Origin of the sequence: Subtercola boreus, from assembly GCF_003399635.1 — a bacterium.
Classification (GTDB): domain Bacteria; phylum Actinomycetota; class Actinomycetes; order Actinomycetales; family Microbacteriaceae; genus Subtercola; species Subtercola boreus_B.
Genome location: NZ_NBXB01000016.1, coordinates 43,021 through 58,747, shown reverse-complemented (window position 1 = coordinate 58,747; position 15,727 = coordinate 43,021). Strand labels below are relative to the sequence as shown.

Genomic DNA, 15,727 nt, shown 5'->3' with positions numbered 1-15,727 from the left:
CTGGGGGGCCCTCGCTACGATTGAGGCCATATGAGCGACTTCTTCACCAACCTCGGAAACTTCTACACCTCGTACCAGCACCTGCTCAACATCGTCTTCATCATGTTGGGTGCGCTGGTCATCCGCCTGATCCTGCTGCGTTCGGTCGACCGTGTGGTGAAACGCATCGTCACCGGTGTGAAGAAGAAGCACGACGCCGAGGACACGCAGTCGATCATGACCTCGCCGGTGGCTGCGGTGCGTGTCGTACAGCGCACGCGCACCATGGGCAGCGTGCTGTCGAACCTCATCACGTGGGTCGTCGTCGTGTTCGCCTTCATCATGATCCTCGGCGAACTGCAGTTCCAGGTGACCGCGATCGTCGCCTCGGCCGGTGTGCTCGGCGCAGCCCTCGGCTTCGGCGCCCAGAACGTCATCAAGGACATGCTGAACGGGCTGTTCATGGTGGTCGAGGACCAGCTGGGCGTCGGTGACGTCGTCGATCTGGGCCCAGCGACGGGCGTGGTCGAGGCCGTCGGAATCCGTGTGACGACCCTCCGCGATGTCAACGGAACGCTCTGGTTCGTGCGGAACGGCGAGATCCTGCGGGTCGGCAACATGTCGCAGGGCTGGGCGCGCGTGATCATCGACCTCGCGGTGCCGTACGACACCGACGTCGACGCGGTGCAGGCGACGATGCTGGAGACAGCCAGTGCGATGACGTCGAGCCCGAAGTGGCGGTCGCGTGTGATCGAGAAGCCAGAGATCTGGGGCCTCGAGAGCATCTCCGCTGAGGCTCTTGTCATCAGGCTCGTGGTCAAGACGCGCACGAACGCCAAGGACGACGTCGCGCGCGAGCTCCGGATCCAGCTGAAGCGCGCCCTCGACGAGATGGGCGTGCACCTCCCGTCGCTGAACAGCATCGTTCTGACCGGCTTCGAGGGCGCGACATCCGTGACGGGCGCCCGGCCGCCGCGCACCCGCCCGGTGCCGGTCGCGGAGACGCCGGGGCCCGACGGCGCACCGGAGAATGGATCGGGCGGCACGCCGCCAGCCGGCACGAGCCCGCGTGCACCCCGAGGACGGAACCGATGACCGACCAGCCACTCACGCCCGTTGTCACACCTTCGGCCGCCGCCGGCAGCGGTATCCCGCTCATCCCTGTCGTGCCCACGGCAGGAGCCACGGCATCCGGAACCGACGAAGCCGCCGGGAGCACGTTCTACGAGCAGCTCGGCGGTCGCCCCACCTTCGAACGCCTGGTGCGGGAGTTCTACCGCGGCGTCGCCGCCGACCCCGTGCTCGTGGCGATGTACCCCGAAGAAGACCTGGAGGGCGCCATCCAGCGCCTCACCGGATTTCTCGAGCAGTACTGGGGCGGCCCGACGACCTACAGCCAGGAGCGCGGCCACCCACGGCTCCGGATGCGCCACAACCCGTTCAAGGTGAACCCCGACGCTCGCGACCGGTGGTTGCTGCACATGCGGGCTGCGGTCGACTCGCTCGAGCTCGCGCCGCTCCAGGACGCGACGCTCTGGGACTACCTCGAACGAGCCGCGCATGCGATGGTGAACACGTTCGACGAGTAGGTCGTACACCCCGCGGGGTCGCCCCCCGGCAGGAACGAAGGAGTTCTGACATGACCGCACAGTCCGACGTGATCATCGTCGGCGCAGGGCTCGCCGGCCTCGTCGCGGCCGCCGAGCTGGTCGACGCCGGCCGGCGCGTGACGATCGTGGAGCAGGAGCCGGCCGCCTCCCTCGGCGGGCAGGCCTGGTGGTCGTTCGGCGGGCTGTTCCTGGTCGACAGCCCCGAACAGCGCCGCCTGGGTGTGCACGACAGCCTCGAACTCGCCCGCCAGGACTGGTTCGCCTCCGCCGGCTTCGACCGCGACATCGACGAGTGGCCGAAGCGGTGGGCCGAGGCCTACCTGCAGTTCGCGGCCGGCGAGAAGCGCTCGTGGCTGCGCCAGCAGGGGGTGCGGTTCTTCCCTGTGGTCGGCTGGGCGGAGCGGGGCGGCGGAACAGCTCTCTCCCACGGCAACTCCGTGCCCCGCTTCCACATCACGTGGGGTACCGGCCCCGGTGTGCTCGAACCCTTCGCGCGGCGGGTTCAGGCGGGCATCCGGAGTGGGCTCGTGACGATGCTGCACCGGCACCGGGTGGATGAACTCACCACGACAGACGGGGCCGTCACCGGTGTGCGCGGCGCCGTTCTCGAGCCGTCGTCTGTCGCGCGCGGCGTGACGAGTTCGCGCACGGTCGTCGGTTCGTTCGAACTGGCGGCGTCGGCGGTCATCGTGACGAGCGGCGGCATCGGGGGCAACCACGACCTCGTGCGGCAGAACTGGCCGGCGCGCTTCGGCACTCCCCCGGCATCCCTGCTCTCGGGCGTGCCTGCCCACGTCGACGGTCGGATGCTCGGCATCACCCGCCAGGCAGGGGGCACCCTCATCAACTCCGACCGCATGTGGCACTACACGGAGGGCATCACGAACTTCGATCCTGTCTGGCTGCGGCACGGCATCCGGATCCTGCCGGGCCCGTCGTCGCTCTGGCTCGACGCCACGGGGCGCCGTCTGCCCGTGCCGCTGTTCCCCGGTTTCGACACCCTCGGAACGCTCGAGCACATCCTCTCGACCGGGTACGATCACAGTTGGTTCGTGCTGACGCAGAAGATCATCGAGAAGGAGTTCGCGCTCTCGGGCAGCGAGCAGAACCCCGATCTGACCGGGAAGGACCTGCGGCTGCTGGCGGCGCGCGTCGGCCCGGGCGCCCCCGGGCCCGTCGAAGCGTTCAAGGCGAGCGGGGCCGACTTCGTCGTGGCCTCCTCACTGGAGGAGCTACTGGCGGGGATGAGGAGGCTTTCGGGCGACGCCCCACTCGACTCGGCGCGGGTGACCGCCGAGATCGAGGGGCGCGACCGGGAGATCGCGCACGAGTTCACGAAAGACGCCCAGATCACGGCGGTGCGCGGGGCCCGGCGGTATCGCGGCGACAAGCTGATCCGGGTGGCGGCTCCGCACCGGCTCCTCGACCCGGCGGCCGGGCCGTTGATCGCGGTGAAGCTGCACATTCTGACGCGCAAGTCGCTGGGCGGCATCCAGACCGACCTCTCGGGACGGGTGCTCGACGGGTCGGGGTCGCCGGTGCCGGGGCTGTTCGCGGCGGGCGAGGCGAGTGGTTTCGGTGGCGGCGGGATGCACGGTTACCGTTCGCTCGAGGGCACGTTCCTCGGGGGGTGCCTGTTCTCGGGTCGCCAGGTGGGGCGTGCGGTGGCGGCGGCGCTCTGACGCGCCGACTCCGGACTCCGGACTCCGGACTTCTCCGTGAGACTCCTGCGCGCAGGTGAGACGCGCGCGCTGGTCTCACCTGTCCGGAGGTGTCTCACGTGCGGGGGCGGGGCAGGGGGCAGGGGCGGGGGCACGGGGCGGGAACGCGTCAGCTGGGGGCCGGTCAGCGGGTCAGGATGTGGCCACGGCGGGTGCTGAGCCGCGTCCAGGGGCCCGACTCGTAGAGGGCGACGGGATCATCGGGGCGGAGGAATCCGAGGCTGACCGCGGCGAAGGCGGCGCCCGACGGTGTCGGGCGGCCGATGCCCTCGATCGGGCGACCCCAGACCTGGCTCCGCACGCGATGCACGAGCTGCTCTCCGGTGTCGGACGGTAGGGCCGCTGCAACCTCGGAGATGCCGTCGCCGGCGGTCTTCTCCAGCACGGCCGAATCGACGAGCCCCAGGTTCGTCCAGCCGCCGCGGGGCGGTGAGATCCCGGCCCAGGCCGTCGGGCCCTCGGAGGGCGGAAGAGTGACCTCGACAGGGCCTGTGTCCCCATTCGCGACGACCGAGAGCAGGGCGAGCCGGTCGAGCAGGGCCCGGATCGACACGATCTCGTCGAACTCCAGCTGCCCGTCGCTCAGGGCGAACGTGCGGAGGCCGAGAACCGTCGGGCCGGTGTCGAGTAGGCCCTTGGGCGCGAGCACGGACGCATAGACGGCGAGAACCCCCTGGCCGGCGATCAGGCGCACCGAGCCGGTGCCCACCCGCGCGGAACGCCCGAGATACACCTTGAGGTCGCCGAGGGAGAGTGCATCGACGAGGGAGAACGTTTGAACCATCAACTCCTAAACTACAGAAGGCGAGGACGCCCCGCATGACCATCGGGCAGCCGTGGCCGGATCGAGACGGAGAGAACATGACCGACGCCTTCACAAGCCTTCTGGCAGCGCTCGACATCACCGAGAGTGCGGTGAGAACGACCGAGGACATCTTCGTCGCTCCGTCGATCTGGACGCCGCTCGGTCGGGTCTTCGGCGGGCAGGTCCTGGCGCAGTCGCTGGTCGCCGCGAGTCGCACCATCGAGGGCGATCGTCCTGCTCATTCGATGCACGGCTACTTCCTCCGGCCCGGAGACGCCAACCAACCCATCACCTTCTCGGTCGACCGCATCCACGACGGGCGCTCGTTCTCGACCAGGCGCACGCAGGCCTACCAGAACGGGGTGCCGATCCTGTCGATGATCGCCTCGTTCCAGACAGACGACCCCGGTCTCGACCACCAGATCGGGATGCCAGAAGGCATTCCCGATCCCGAATCGCTGCCAACCACCGCGGACGTGATCGGGGCGCTGGATCATCCGGTGGCGCGCAGCTGGGCCCACGAGCGACCCTTCGACGTACGCCACATCTCGCAGCCGGTCTATCTCCAGGCGGATGAGAGTCGTGCTGCGCACCAGGCGGTCTGGGTGCGCGCTGTCTCGCGGCTGCCCGATGACCCGGTGCTGCACCGGGCGGCACTGGCCTACGCCAGCGACTATTCCATCCTGGAGGCGGTCTTCCGCCGGCACGGCCTCACCTGGATGACACCGGGCATGAAGGTCGCGAGCCTCGACCACGCGATGTGGTGGCACCGCCCCGGCCGCGCCGACGAGTGGGTGCTCTACACGCAGGAATCCCCTTCCGCGACCGGTGGGCGTGGACTGGCTCTCGGGCGGATGTTCTCGCAGGACGGAACGCTCCTGGCGAGCATCGCCCAGGAGGGGACGATCCGCGTCCCGGGCGTCTAGGCTTTTCCGGTCCTGCTCCGTCCGGCTCCTGCCCGCGTCAGCGACGGTGCGTGAACTCGAGCGGGGCCTCGACGAACGGCTCCCATGCCGCGCGTTCCGTGGCGGAGATGCGCCGGGGCCGCTCGAGTTCTGCGTCGAACAGCACGAGGGTGGTGGCTGCCCGGGTGAACAGCACACGTGTCTCGGATGCCACGGGGTTCCAGACCTCGTAGCAGACGTCGAGGCTCGCACCCGCGAGACGCCCGATCCACAGTTGGAGGTCGAGGGGCTCCCGCAGGTACGGGATCTGCGCGAGGTACTCGATCTCCTGGCGAGCGATCAGGGAGAGCGTACGCGCGTCGGCGCGGCCGTCGAGCACCGCCATGGCGGAGTTCCCGGTGAACTCGGTCACCTCGCCGTCTGCGGTCTGGTGCGTCGTGGACTCTGTCGACCAGAACGCCTCGATGCGCGCCTCTTCGAGGAGGCGCAGCATCGACACGTTGTTCACGTGCCCATAGGCATCGAGATCGGACCAGCGCAGTCTGGTCGGAACGTTCAGGCGCATCTCAGCGGCCCACTGGGTGCTCGTTCACGGCAGTCGATCGGCGGTTGCAGATCAGTCGCGTGTCAGCTTGCGGTACGCGGAGCGGTGTGGCTTCGCGGCATCCGGGCCGAGGCGTTCGATCTTGTTCTGCTCGTAGGCCTCGAAGTTGCCCTCGAACCAGTACCAGTTCGCCGGGTCATCCTCGGTGCCCTCGTAGGAGAGGATGTGCGTCGCGATGCGGTCGAGGAACCACCGGTCGTGTGTGATCACCACAGCACAGCCCGGGAACTCGAGCAGGGCATTCTCGAGGCTGCCCAGGGTCTCCACGTCGAGGTCGTTCGTCGGTTCGTCGAGCAGCAGCAGGTTTCCGCCCTGTTTGAGCGTGAGCGCGAGGTTCAGCCGGTTGCGTTCACCACCGGAGAGCACACCCGCGGCCTTCTGCTGGTCGGGGCCCTTGAAGCCGAACGTCGAGACGTAGGCGCGGGACGGGATCTCGGTCTTGCCGACCTGGATGTAGTCCTGGCCGTCGGACACGACCTCCCAGAGGGTCTTCTTCGGGTCGATGCCGCCACGGTCCTGGTCGACGTAGGAGATGTCGACCGTGTCACCGATGCGGAGCTCGCCCGAGTCGAGCGGCTCGAAGCCGACGATGGTCTTGAACAGGGTCGACTTGCCGACGCCGTTCGGGCCGATCACGCCGACGATGCCATTTCGGGGAAGAGTGAACGAGAGGTCGTTGATGAGCACGCGCTCACCGAAGCCCTTGCTCAGCTTCTTCGCGTCGATGACCTGCGAGCCGAGACGTGGGCCCACGGGGATCACGATCTCCTCGAAGTCGAGCTTCCTGGTGCGCTCGGCCTCGCTCGCCATCTCCTCGTAACGCGCCAGGCGTGCCTTCGACTTGGCCTGGCGGCCCTTGGCGTTCGAGCGAACCCATTCGAGCTCTTCAGCGAGGCGCTTCGAGAGCTTGGCGTCTTTCTTGCCCTGCACCTGCAGGCGCTCCTGCTTCTTCTCGAGGTAGGTCGAGTAGTTGCCCTCGTAGGGGTAGAGCTTGCCGCGGTCGACTTCGGCGATCCACTCCGCGACGTGGTCGAGGAAGTACCTGTCGTGTGTGACGGCGAGCACAGCGCCCGGGTACTTCGCGAGGTGCTGCTCGAGCCACAGCACGCTCTCGGCGTCGAGGTGGTTCGTCGGTTCGTCGAGCAGCAGCAGGTCGGGCTTCTGCAGCAGCAGCTTGGTCAGCGCGACCCGTCGCTTCTCTCCACCGGAGAGGTTCGAGACACTGGCGTCTCCGGGAGGGGTGCGGAGGGCATCCATGGCCTGTTCGAGCTGGGAGTCCAGATCCCACGCGTCGGCGGCGTCGATCTGCTCCTGGAGCGTACCCATCTCTTCGAGCAGGGTGTCGAAGTCGGCGTCAGGGTCGGCGAGCGCGGCGGAGATCTCGTTGAAGCGGTCGACCTTGGCCTTGATCTCGCCGACTCCCTCCTGCACGTTCTCGAGCACCGTCTTCGACTCGTCGAGCTCCGGCTCCTGCATCAGGATGCCCACGGTGTAACCCGGGGAGAGCGTCGCGTCGCCGTTGCTCGGAGTGTCGAGCCCGGCCATGATCTTCAGGATGGTCGACTTTCCGGCACCGTTCGGACCCACCACGCCGATCTTCGCCCCCGGCAGGAACGACATCGTGACGTCGTCGAGGATCAGCTTCTCGCCCACGGCCTTGCGGGCGCGCACCATGGAGTAAATGTATTCGGCCATGTCTAGAAGTCTATGGTGCGGGTCTCCCCGATCAGGCACTTGCCGGTGCCGAGCAAGGGGGCCACGAGGCTGTGGTACTCGCCGAAACCGTACTGGCCGATGAGGCACTGGCCACCGAGTGCCACCGAGAACTGGATCGAATCGGCCTTCACCCCGACCGTGGTGATGTCGGGGGTGACCTGCATGTCGGCGACGGTGAAACCCCCGTCGCGGAGCGCTGAGACGAATCCCTTGCCGTCGGCCGTCGAGTTCGCCGCGGTGGCAGCGCCGATCACCCCGTTGTTGACCGAGTCGAAGAACGGCAGGTTGTCGGTCGCCGATCCGCCGGGAACCAGCTTCGGTGCCGCAGTGGGCGGTGCGGTCGGGGCACCTGACTGCACCGAGGAGGACTCCGTCGGGGCCGGAATAGGGGTATCCGTCGCCGTGCAGGCGGCGAGGGCGAGCGCGGTGGCTGCCGTCAGAACCGCAGTGAGCATGACGCGATACGAGCGCGCTGGCATGAAAACTCCATTTGTTGTGGCGGGATCCCCTACAGACGGGTCGAGTCTAGGTGAGGAGTGAGCGCGTCATGCTCCGAATCGGCCGTGGACGCCGGGGTGAAACCGTCGGATTCGAGTCCGGCGGCGGGTTCGGACTGCGCTCCGGGTATCGCCCAGCCACCCGATCCGGTGACAGCCGGTGCGGCCACGTCGCTCGACCCGGACCCCCCGTCGCCCTGTCCGGATCCCACTCTGTGCCCTCCGCCAGGACCAGAGCCGAGCGCAGCGGACGATCCCCCGGCCTGCGCCTCGGGCTGCACGGTCCGGCTGAACTGGGTCGTTCCCCAGCTGAGGTCGTGGCCCACGGAGTCGACTTCGATCTCCACTGTCATCCCGCTCTTCTCCGCGTTCTCCCACTCACGGATGCGGAGCCTGCCCGCGGCCACCACCCTGTCCCCCTTGGAGACCGACGTCGCCAGGTTCGACGCGAGTTGGCGGAACGCCGTGAGGGTGTACCAGTTCGTGCCCATGTCGACCCAGCTGTTCTGGTGCCGATCGAACCGGCGCTGGCTGGACGCCAGCCGGAAACTCGTGATGTCGAGCCCCTCTGTGGTGGTGATGTGCCGCGGCGTGGTCGCGACGACCCCTGTCAGGGAAATGGTGTCGGGCATGGTGCGCTCCTCAAGATGATTGGGCCGACGTCCGACGCGGAATGCGAGGGGCGGTGGTTCGGGCCGCTGCGACGATTCTGGTGCCGTCATCCGGCTCCGCTGGGGCCTCGGCAGTCATCTGTGGAGAGATCGCTCGATGTCGTCGCTGTGGGGGACAAGACAGCCCGGCGTTCGCCCTCCGCCGATGTCGGTGGTCGCACATAGCCTGCAATCACACCATCAGCCGGGCCGGCGCGATCACAGGAGGTACGACATGAACACCCTCAGAGCCAGCCGATTCCCTTCGTCGCCCCCGACCCTCCGCCAGGTGCGCCCCACTCTCTGGCGGGTGCTCCGATCCGACGGCAGCATGGCCGGCTACATCGAGCAGGCGACCGAACGGTTCGAGGCCCGCCGGATGATCGCCTCCACCCGCCAGGTGGTGGGCGTCGGCGACTTCGCCTCGATCGACGACGCGCTCTCGTGCTTCCGCTGATGGCCGTTCTGCCGGTCGCAACACACGCCCGCGTCATCCGGAGCCAGACATCAGGCCGGAGGTAGTCTTCCCCCATGCAATAGTGGAGCGATTTTCTGAACTGGGCCAACACCGACGGGGGCGCCTATGTGATCACGAGCATCGCGGTGCCCGCGGTCTCGATCATCGTCGCCGGGCTGCTCGCGGCATGGATCGCGAGCGGTTCGATCAAGCGGCTGCTGGCAGGTCGTGACCGCGACCTCAAAGTCGCAGCGATCGGCGCGCTGGTGGATGCCGCGGAGCAGGCTTCCGTCTGGAATTCCCTCACCCCGCAGGAGCAGGTGCTCTCCGACCGCGCTACAGGGCAGGCCGACATCCAGGTTCGCCTGCTGCCGATCAAGGGCGCCGCGGTCGCGGCAAACTGGGCCACGCACTCTCTCGCCGAGATGAAACGGAGCTCTGCGACCTTCGGCTACCAGGTCGAACCGGCCGTCATCGTGTTCCGCGACCAGCTCGTCGAATGGCAGAACCGTCCCGGCCGCACGCGGCGCTCGTTCCAGAGCGACCTCGACCGCTGGTCGACGCAGGGCTCAGACACCGAGCGCACCCTGAAGGAGCAGCAGGAGGCCTGGGTGGCCCAGCAGCACCACGAGCAGCACGGGGCTCCCGCAGCACAGAAGCAGGGTGCCACGACCGCCGCGGCGCCGACGTCGGCCGAAACATCCACCGTGCGCGAAGCTGCGCCTGCCGCACCCGTGCGCCAGGCGCCCACCTACCAGGCCCCCACCTACCCTGCGCATTCGACCGAAGCCCCCCGCGCAACAACGGGCACGCTCGACACAGCACGCGTTCTGAATGATGTCGACGCGGTGCAGCGCCAGATCGACAACCCGGCCCCGCGCTGACAGCCCGCCCGGCAGGATCCCCCGCAGAAAGAGCATCCCCCCCGGAGTCCCCCCGGAGGGATTCGAACCCCCGGCCTGATGGGTAGAAACCATTTGCTCTTCCGCTGAGCTACGGGGGGAGGACTCCAGCACCCATTATGCCGTAGCGGCTCCGGTTGCTCCGAGCATCCGACAGACGGCTTATTTCTTTGCCGGGGTCTTTCGCGGTTTCGACTGGTTGTGCGCGATCGCCGCGCGAACCAACGCCGTGAAGGCTTTCTCATCGACGTCGTCGCCCTCGGCGAATTCCACAGAACGTCGCTGGTTACCGCCCAGCTCACCGTTGAACAGGCCGTCAGGGTCGTCGATCAACGCGCCGTACATAAACCCCAGCTTCACTTTGGTCTTGAAGATGTTGCCCACCACGAGGATGCCGTCGAGTTCCCAGACGGGGGCTCCCATCCACTTCCATTCCTCGACGATGGCCGGATCGACCCCGCGGATGATGCCGCGCATTTGAGCGAGCTTCACCCCCCGCCAGTCCGGGTGCTTCTCGATCAGGCTGTCGATCTGCTCGCTGGGGTTCATATCCGTCTCCATCGTCTGTGGGCCTGATCGTATGTCATCCGGTCGGCAGGAGGGTGCCGAGGAGTGCAGAAAGGCGCCGCTGCTCGGCGGGTTCCAGTGCAGCCCTGCTGGCCGAGGTCGGCGACGGCTGACGTGGATCGAGATCGGCTCGGTTGCGGGGGCCACGGCATCCATTCCGTCTGCCGCGCTCCGTTCATCACGGCTCAGCATCGTGGGCAGCGGCCAGGGGTCGGTGAGCCCGCGGGACATCCTCGGGGAGCTCCCCTCGCTGGTCGCCGCGATCTCTAAGGGCTCGTTCGAGGTCGAGACCCGCAGCATCCCGCTCCGAGACGTCGAATCGGCGTAGCTCGACTCGGCAGACCCGCGACGGGTCGTCTTCACACCGTGACCGGGCTCTGGGAGCAGGGACCTACACGCCGGCGCGCGGCGCGGGGGCGTTCCACAGCAGGACGACAGGCACATCGTGCTCGTAGCCGAGGGCGCTCATGGTCGACGTTCCGAGCGAGAAGACCTGCCCGCCCGTCGGCGGGAGCTCGACCCACGCCGCGGCGAGCGCGCGCAGGATGTGGCCGTGTGCGACCAGCAGCACGTCGTTGCCGGCAAGCACGTCGGCCCGCACCCGGCCGAGAACCCTCAGGGCCCGGGACTGCACCTCGGCGTTGTTCTCACCTGGCGTCTCGCCAGCGGGTACGCCGTCGGTCCAGAGGTTCCAGTGCCCGCGCTCGGCCTTGATCTGCACCGAGGTGAGGCCCTCGTAGGCTCCGTAGTCCCACTCGGCGAGGTTTGCGTCGACGGTGGCCTGGTCGCCGAAACCGATCAGGTCGGCGGTCGTGCGGGCACGGAGGCGGGGACTGGTCAGAACCTGGCTGAAACGGCGACCCGCGAGCGCCCGGCCCACTGCGCGTGCCTGCTCTTCACCGTTGGCGGTGAGCGGGATGTCGGTGACACCGGTGTGCTGGCCCGTCAGGCTCCAGGCGGTCTCGCCGTGCCGCACGAGCACGATCTGGCCGGGCGTCTGGGCGGGCGTCGGAGCGGGCGTCTGGCCGGGCGTCGGAGCGGGCGTCTGGCCGGGCGTCTGGGCGAGAGGTTCTGGTGACACGGGTGACACTCCACTTCAGTTGCAGCTTCAACCGTATCGCACGGCGCGAGGCGGGCAGCGGCCCGGCCGGTGTCGGGGGCCGACGGTAGACTCGCAGCATGAGTGCACAATCAGACCGATTGGTCTGGATCGACTGCGAAATGACCGGCCTCGACCTCAGCGTCGATGAACTCGTGGAGGTGGCTGTCGTCATCACCGACTTCGAGCTGAACCTTCTCGACCCCGGTTTCACCATCGTGATCAAGCCCGACGACTCCGCCCTCGAGCACATGGGCGACTTCGTGCGCAACATGCACGCCACGTCGGGCCTCGACAAGCTGATTCCGAACGGCGTGAGCCTCGCTGAGGCGGAGTTCGAGGTGCTCGAATACATTCTGAAGTTCGTTCCCAACGAGCTGAAGGCGCCGATTGCGGGAAACACCATCGGCACCGACCGCATGTTCCTCGCGAAGTACATGCCGCGGGTGGATGCCCACCTGCACTACCGCAGTGTCGATGTCTCCTCGATCAAGGAGCTTGCGCGCCGCTGGTTCCCGCCGATCTACTTCCACGCACCCGCGAAAGACGGCGGTCACCGTGCTCTGGCCGACATCCTCGAGTCGATCCGCGAGCTCGAGTACTACCGCAAGGCGATCTTCGTGGCGCCGCCCGGGCCGCCGTCAGCGGATCTGAAAGCCATCTCGGCAGAAGTGGTGAACGAGTTCGCCGCGAAGCTGTAGACTCGGTTCGTTCCAAAAAGCGCTTCGCCTCACGGCGGAGCCATGGTGGGTATAGCTCAGTTGGCAGAGCGCCTGGTTGTGGTCTAGGAGGCCGCGGGTTCGAGCCCCGTTACTCACCCCACCGAAGCGAGCGGCCCGGCACTGTCGGGTCGCTCGTTTTTCTTTCGCCTGGAGGTTCCGGATGCTCGAGCTCGACGCCGATGCCTTCGAAGCGCTCGTGGTGGCAGAACTCGACCTTCTCCCGGACGACATGATCGACGGGCTCGACAACGTCGCCTTCGTGGTCGAGGATCGCCCCGAGGACGGATCCCTCGACCTGCTCGGCCTCTACGACGGCGTCGCCCTGACGGAACGCGGGCAGTACGGTTTCGGCGAGATGCCCGACCGCATCGTGCTGTTCCGCGTGCCGCTGCTGGCGATGTGCGCCGACCTCGGCGAGCTGCGGGACGAGATCCACGTGACACTGGTGCACGAGATCGCGCACTTCTACGGCATCGACGACGAGCGGTTGCACGAGCTCGGCTGGGCCTGACCGCACCCGGAAGCAACCGAAGGGACGCAAAACGCTCCAACGTAGGCCCGCAAGAGCGCTTTGCGTCCCTTCGGCCGGGCGAACGTGGGCGGGGCGGGCGTGGCAGGGCGGCGCGCGGCGGGCGCTGGGTAGACGTGGGCGGGGCGGACGTGGGCAGGGCGGGCGGCGCGAGGCGCGCGGGTCGCTCGGGGCGATCAGGGCCACCCCGCGCTAGCTTGGGGGGCATGACCTCGACCGCCGCACATCGCATCCGGCGCGGCGTGGTGATCGCGATCGGCACCGTCGTGATCCTCGGGCTCGGGGTGTATGGGCCGGCCACGCTGCTGGGGCCGCTTCCGGCCGCGACCGCGCGGGTGCTCGACACCCCCGCCATCACTCCTGCCGCTGCCGCTCCGGCGCTGCCGTCGACCGGCGCGAGCGGGGTCACGGTGGCCGGCGGGAGCCCTGCCGCCGCGACATCCGGAGCCGCAGCCGGCACACCCGCGGCCCCCGGCGCGACCGCTGTACCCGGCACACCCGCGACCTCCGGCGCGACCGCTGCACCCTCAACTCCCGCCACCCCGGGCGCGACCACGGCACCCGGCACAGCCGCCACCCCCAGCGCGACCGCGCCACCGTCCGCGCCACCCGCGAGTGCCGTCACCACCGCGGGCATCGCAGATCCGGTGCCCCTCGGCGGCACCACCAAGGTCATCACGGCGCTCGTCGTGCTGAGCGCGCATCCACTCGCCGCCGGCACGCCGGGCGACCCTGTCGTCATCACGGCCGAGGACTATGCCGACTACGTGCGCTACATCTCGGAGAGCTCCCGCGCGGTGTCGTTCATCACGAACGAGAGCTGGTCGGAGCGCGACATGCTCATCGCGATGCTGCTCGGATCCAGCAACAACCACGCCGATGCCCTAGCGCGCTGGGCATTCGGCACGACGGACGCCTACGTCACGGCCGCGAACGCCTGGCTGGCGGCGAACGGGATGACCGGCACGACCGTCACGGACACCACCGGTCTCAGCGAGACGTCCGTCGGCACAGCCTCCGACCTCACCCGCATCGCAGAGCTCGCCTTCGAGACCCCGGTCATCGCCGAGATCATGGCCCTGCCGTCGGCCACCGTGAACGGCAACCGGCAGGTGCAGAACCTCGCGGTCTACCTGCCGGATCTGGGCATCACCGGGCTGTCGCTGAGCTACACCGACGAAGCGGGGCTGTGCCTGCTGTACCGGGCGACGGTGCCGCTGGCGGGAGCTGCAGGCGCGGCGGCGACCACGGATGCCACCGCGGACGCCACCGCGCCGGACGCCACCGCGCCGGCCACCGCCGCGGACGCCACCATCTACGGCGCGATGCTGCGGGAGCCCGACTACCCCACGCTCGAAGCCGACCTCACGGCGCTGGTGGGGAGCGCATCCACCGGCCTGAAACCGACCGAGATCGCGGCGGCCCAGACACCCTTCGTGGAGTACACCGCCGCCTGGGGGCAGACCGCGCGCGGAGTGACCTCAGAAGCGGAGTCGCGGATGCTCTGGGCCACCACTCCCGTGACACAGACGGCGACGCCGCTGACGCTCACCACCGCGCCCTCAGGCGCTCCGGCGGGAACGGTGACATTCGCGCTGCCCGAGGGTGCGGTGGATGCTCCGCTCACGCTCGACGGGCCGCTCACCGATCCCGGGCCGCTCTGGCGCCTGGCGCATCCGTTCGACGTGATCGGGGCGTTCATCGCCTCGCGCGGCTGATCTCCAGCGCTGCTGACCCGACTGTAGGAATGCGCCCAGCGAAACTGTGGCCCAGACGGGTGAGGATCGGCTCAGCGCATTCCATGGTGGCGGCAGGGCGAGAGGTCAGACGAGTGCCTCGCCGGGCTCCACGCCGTCTTCGTCGCTGACCGGGGAGTCGCTGTTCGCAGCGTCGAACGAGTACGTGACGTGGGTCTGGCCGTTCAGTTCGCGGGTGCCGGTCGCGTGGTATTCGAAGTTCGCTTCGATGCCGTCGACGAGGGCGATCACGCCGAACGTCTTGTCGTACTCTCCGCCGACGAAGATACGCGTGTCGGTCTGGCCGACGAGGGGGCCGTCGGTGTACTCGACGACATAGGAGTTCGGGGTCTGTGTTGCATCAGTCATGCTCCCACCGTACCGGGCGCAGCGGTCAGCTCTGGCTGCCGATGAAATTCCAGTATCCGGTTGACACGGACACCACCACTGCCGCCAGCGCCACGACGACGGCCAGGGCGATGAGCACACCTTCCCGCCAGCCCATGACGGATGCCCGGGCGTAGGTCCGCTCGCCGGGCGACCCGAATCCCCGCGCCTCCATGGCCGTCGCGAGCTTGCTGCCGCGGCGGATCGAGAGCACGAGCAGCGCAAAGCCCTGGCTGAAGAAACGCCGGAAGCGCCCGGAGTCTCCGACGCCCCGGGCGCGCCGGGCCAGTTCGAGCGAGCGCCAGTCCTCGACGAACAGACCGACGAGCCGGAGCCCCGCCAGCCCGCCGAGCACGAAGCGGCTGGGCAGATGCAGCACCTGCGCGAGGCCGTCGGCGAGGTCGGTCGGATCGATCGTCACGAACAGCACGATCGCGGGCAGTCCGATGGCGAGCACCCGGAGCCCGGTCGCCACGGCGAGCTCGATGGACCCGTCGGTGACATTCACCAGCGCGAACTGCAGGTAGACGTGGCCCGACGGGCGTCCGTAGAGCAGCGTGGTGAGCGCGGCGGCGGGCGAGGCGATCAGCACGGGCAGCGTGCGGAGGAGGAAGGTGCGGAACCCGAGCCCGGCCCAGAAGAACAGCACCGCCTCGAGCACGAGGGCGACACCGGCCGAGACCCAGTCGATCGAGAGCACGAGGGTGAGGCTGAGCAGGAGGGCCGCGACGAGTTTGGCGACCGGGTTGATCGCGTAGACGGCCTGCGTGCCGCGCACCGGGTTCAGGATGCTCATGCTGCGGTGCGCCGTGCCGTGCAGGTCGCCGAGGCGGGGCCAGCT

19 protein-coding genes and 2 tRNA genes are annotated in these 15,727 nt (G+C 68.5%); 11 read left to right on the top strand and 10 right to left on the bottom strand.

The window, feature by feature from the left end; all coding sequences use genetic code 11:
• The first annotated feature begins 30 nt into the window (after positions 1 to 30).
• Genes B7R22_RS05230 through B7R22_RS05220 form a run of 3 tightly spaced genes read left to right on the top strand, consistent with a single transcriptional unit; the run spans position 31 to position 3,271 of the window.
• Positions 31 to 1,074 carry a mechanosensitive ion channel family protein gene (locus tag B7R22_RS05230; RefSeq protein ID WP_116410735.1) on the top strand — a complete coding sequence of 348 codons (1,044 nt, stop codon included), beginning with the start codon at positions 31 to 33 and terminating at the stop codon, positions 1,072 to 1,074.
• Positions 1,071 to 1,568, top strand: a complete 498-nt coding sequence (locus B7R22_RS05225; protein WP_116410734.1) for a globin — start codon at positions 1,071 to 1,073, stop codon at positions 1,566 to 1,568. The genes B7R22_RS05230 and B7R22_RS05225 overlap by 4 nt, the downstream gene beginning before the upstream one ends.
• Before the next feature lie 50 nt (positions 1,569 to 1,618).
• On the top strand, positions 1,619 to 3,271 hold the full coding sequence (locus B7R22_RS05220; RefSeq protein WP_116410733.1) for an FAD-binding dehydrogenase: 1,653 nt from the start codon (positions 1,619 to 1,621) through the stop codon (positions 3,269 to 3,271).
• A gap of 163 nt (positions 3,272 to 3,434) precedes the next feature.
• Here B7R22_RS05220 and B7R22_RS05215 read toward each other — a convergent pair whose 3' ends face one another.
• Positions 3,435 to 4,094, bottom strand: coding sequence for a hypothetical protein (locus B7R22_RS05215; RefSeq protein ID WP_116410732.1), 660 nt, complete (start codon positions 4,092 to 4,094; stop codon positions 3,435 to 3,437).
• A 77-nt stretch (positions 4,095 to 4,171) separates the two neighbouring features.
• Here B7R22_RS05215 and B7R22_RS05210 point away from each other — a divergent pair, with 77 nt between their 5' ends.
• On the top strand, positions 4,172 to 5,041 hold the full coding sequence (locus tag B7R22_RS05210; protein ID WP_116410752.1) for an acyl-CoA thioesterase: 870 nt from the start codon (positions 4,172 to 4,174) through the stop codon (positions 5,039 to 5,041).
• A gap of 37 nt (positions 5,042 to 5,078) precedes the next feature.
• Here the strand turns inward: B7R22_RS05210 and B7R22_RS05205 are convergent, their stop codons facing one another.
• The 4 genes from B7R22_RS05205 to B7R22_RS05190 are packed head-to-tail and all read right to left on the bottom strand — an operon-like array spanning position 5,079 to position 8,469.
• Positions 5,079 to 5,585, bottom strand: a complete 507-nt coding sequence (locus tag B7R22_RS05205; protein WP_116410731.1) for an acyl-CoA thioesterase — start codon at positions 5,583 to 5,585, stop codon at positions 5,079 to 5,081.
• A 51-nt stretch (positions 5,586 to 5,636) separates the two neighbouring features.
• Complete coding sequence (gene ettA, locus B7R22_RS05200; protein ID WP_116410730.1) at positions 5,637 to 7,319, bottom strand: energy-dependent translational throttle protein EttA; 1,683 nt, start codon at positions 7,317 to 7,319, stop codon at positions 5,637 to 5,639.
• Between the two features lie 2 nt (positions 7,320 to 7,321).
• Positions 7,322 to 7,795 carry a DUF6993 domain-containing protein gene (locus B7R22_RS05195; RefSeq protein WP_116410729.1) on the bottom strand — a complete coding sequence of 158 codons (474 nt, stop codon included), beginning with the start codon at positions 7,793 to 7,795 and terminating at the stop codon, positions 7,322 to 7,324.
• A 53-nt stretch (positions 7,796 to 7,848) separates the two neighbouring features.
• Positions 7,849 to 8,469: a single-stranded DNA-binding protein gene (locus tag B7R22_RS05190; RefSeq protein ID WP_116410728.1), complete on the bottom strand. Its 621-nt coding sequence runs from the start codon at positions 8,467 to 8,469 to the stop codon at positions 7,849 to 7,851.
• A 253-nt stretch (positions 8,470 to 8,722) separates the two neighbouring features.
• On the opposite strand from B7R22_RS05190, the gene B7R22_RS05185 reads away from it, so the two are divergent.
• A complete protein-coding gene (locus B7R22_RS05185; protein ID WP_116282367.1) occupies positions 8,723 to 8,944 on the top strand; it encodes a hypothetical protein in 222 nt (73 codons plus the stop codon).
• Positions 8,945 to 9,072: 128 nt separating this feature from the next.
• Positions 9,073 to 9,828, top strand: coding sequence for a hypothetical protein (locus B7R22_RS05180; protein ID WP_116410727.1), 756 nt, complete (start codon positions 9,073 to 9,075; stop codon positions 9,826 to 9,828).
• 47 nt (positions 9,829 to 9,875) lie between these two features.
• Here B7R22_RS05180 and B7R22_RS05175 read toward each other — a convergent pair.
• Positions 9,876 to 9,947: transfer RNA gene (locus B7R22_RS05175), tRNA-Arg, on the bottom strand.
• Between the two features lie 61 nt (positions 9,948 to 10,008).
• Complete coding sequence (locus tag B7R22_RS05170; protein WP_116410726.1) at positions 10,009 to 10,395, bottom strand: DUF1801 domain-containing protein; 387 nt, start codon at positions 10,393 to 10,395, stop codon at positions 10,009 to 10,011.
• 31 nt (positions 10,396 to 10,426) lie between these two features.
• Between B7R22_RS05170 and B7R22_RS05165 the strand changes: the two genes are divergently transcribed.
• Positions 10,427 to 10,741 carry a hypothetical protein gene (locus B7R22_RS05165; protein ID WP_116410725.1) on the top strand — a complete coding sequence of 105 codons (315 nt, stop codon included), beginning with the start codon at positions 10,427 to 10,429 and terminating at the stop codon, positions 10,739 to 10,741.
• Positions 10,742 to 10,804: 63 nt separating this feature from the next.
• Here B7R22_RS05165 and B7R22_RS05160 read toward each other — a convergent pair whose 3' ends face one another.
• Positions 10,805 to 11,494, bottom strand: a complete 690-nt coding sequence (locus tag B7R22_RS05160; RefSeq protein ID WP_172582217.1) for a histidine phosphatase family protein — start codon at positions 11,492 to 11,494, stop codon at positions 10,805 to 10,807.
• 98 nt (positions 11,495 to 11,592) lie between these two features.
• Here B7R22_RS05160 and orn point away from each other — a divergent pair, with 98 nt between their 5' ends.
• From orn to B7R22_RS05140, 4 genes are all read left to right on the top strand, one after another.
• Positions 11,593 to 12,213, top strand: coding sequence for an oligoribonuclease (orn, locus tag B7R22_RS05155; RefSeq protein ID WP_116282350.1), 621 nt, complete (start codon positions 11,593 to 11,595; stop codon positions 12,211 to 12,213).
• A 45-nt stretch (positions 12,214 to 12,258) separates the two neighbouring features.
• Positions 12,259 to 12,334: transfer RNA gene (locus tag B7R22_RS05150), tRNA-His, on the top strand.
• A gap of 60 nt (positions 12,335 to 12,394) precedes the next feature.
• Entirely contained in the window at positions 12,395 to 12,745 is a 351-nt protein-coding gene (locus B7R22_RS05145) for a metallopeptidase family protein (protein WP_116410723.1), read from the top strand.
• 224 nt (positions 12,746 to 12,969) lie between these two features.
• On the top strand, positions 12,970 to 14,481 hold the full coding sequence (locus tag B7R22_RS05140) for a hypothetical protein (protein WP_116410722.1): 1,512 nt from the start codon (positions 12,970 to 12,972) through the stop codon (positions 14,479 to 14,481).
• A 105-nt stretch (positions 14,482 to 14,586) separates the two neighbouring features.
• Here the strand turns inward: B7R22_RS05140 and B7R22_RS05135 are convergent, their stop codons facing one another.
• A complete protein-coding gene (locus B7R22_RS05135; RefSeq protein WP_116410721.1) occupies positions 14,587 to 14,868 on the bottom strand; it encodes a hypothetical protein in 282 nt (93 codons plus the stop codon).
• Positions 14,869 to 14,893: 25 nt separating this feature from the next.
• On the bottom strand, positions 14,894 to 15,682 hold the full coding sequence (locus B7R22_RS05130) for an energy-coupling factor transporter transmembrane component T family protein (protein ID WP_116410751.1): 789 nt from the start codon (positions 15,680 to 15,682) through the stop codon (positions 14,894 to 14,896).
• Positions 15,683 to 15,727 lie beyond the last annotated feature (45 nt).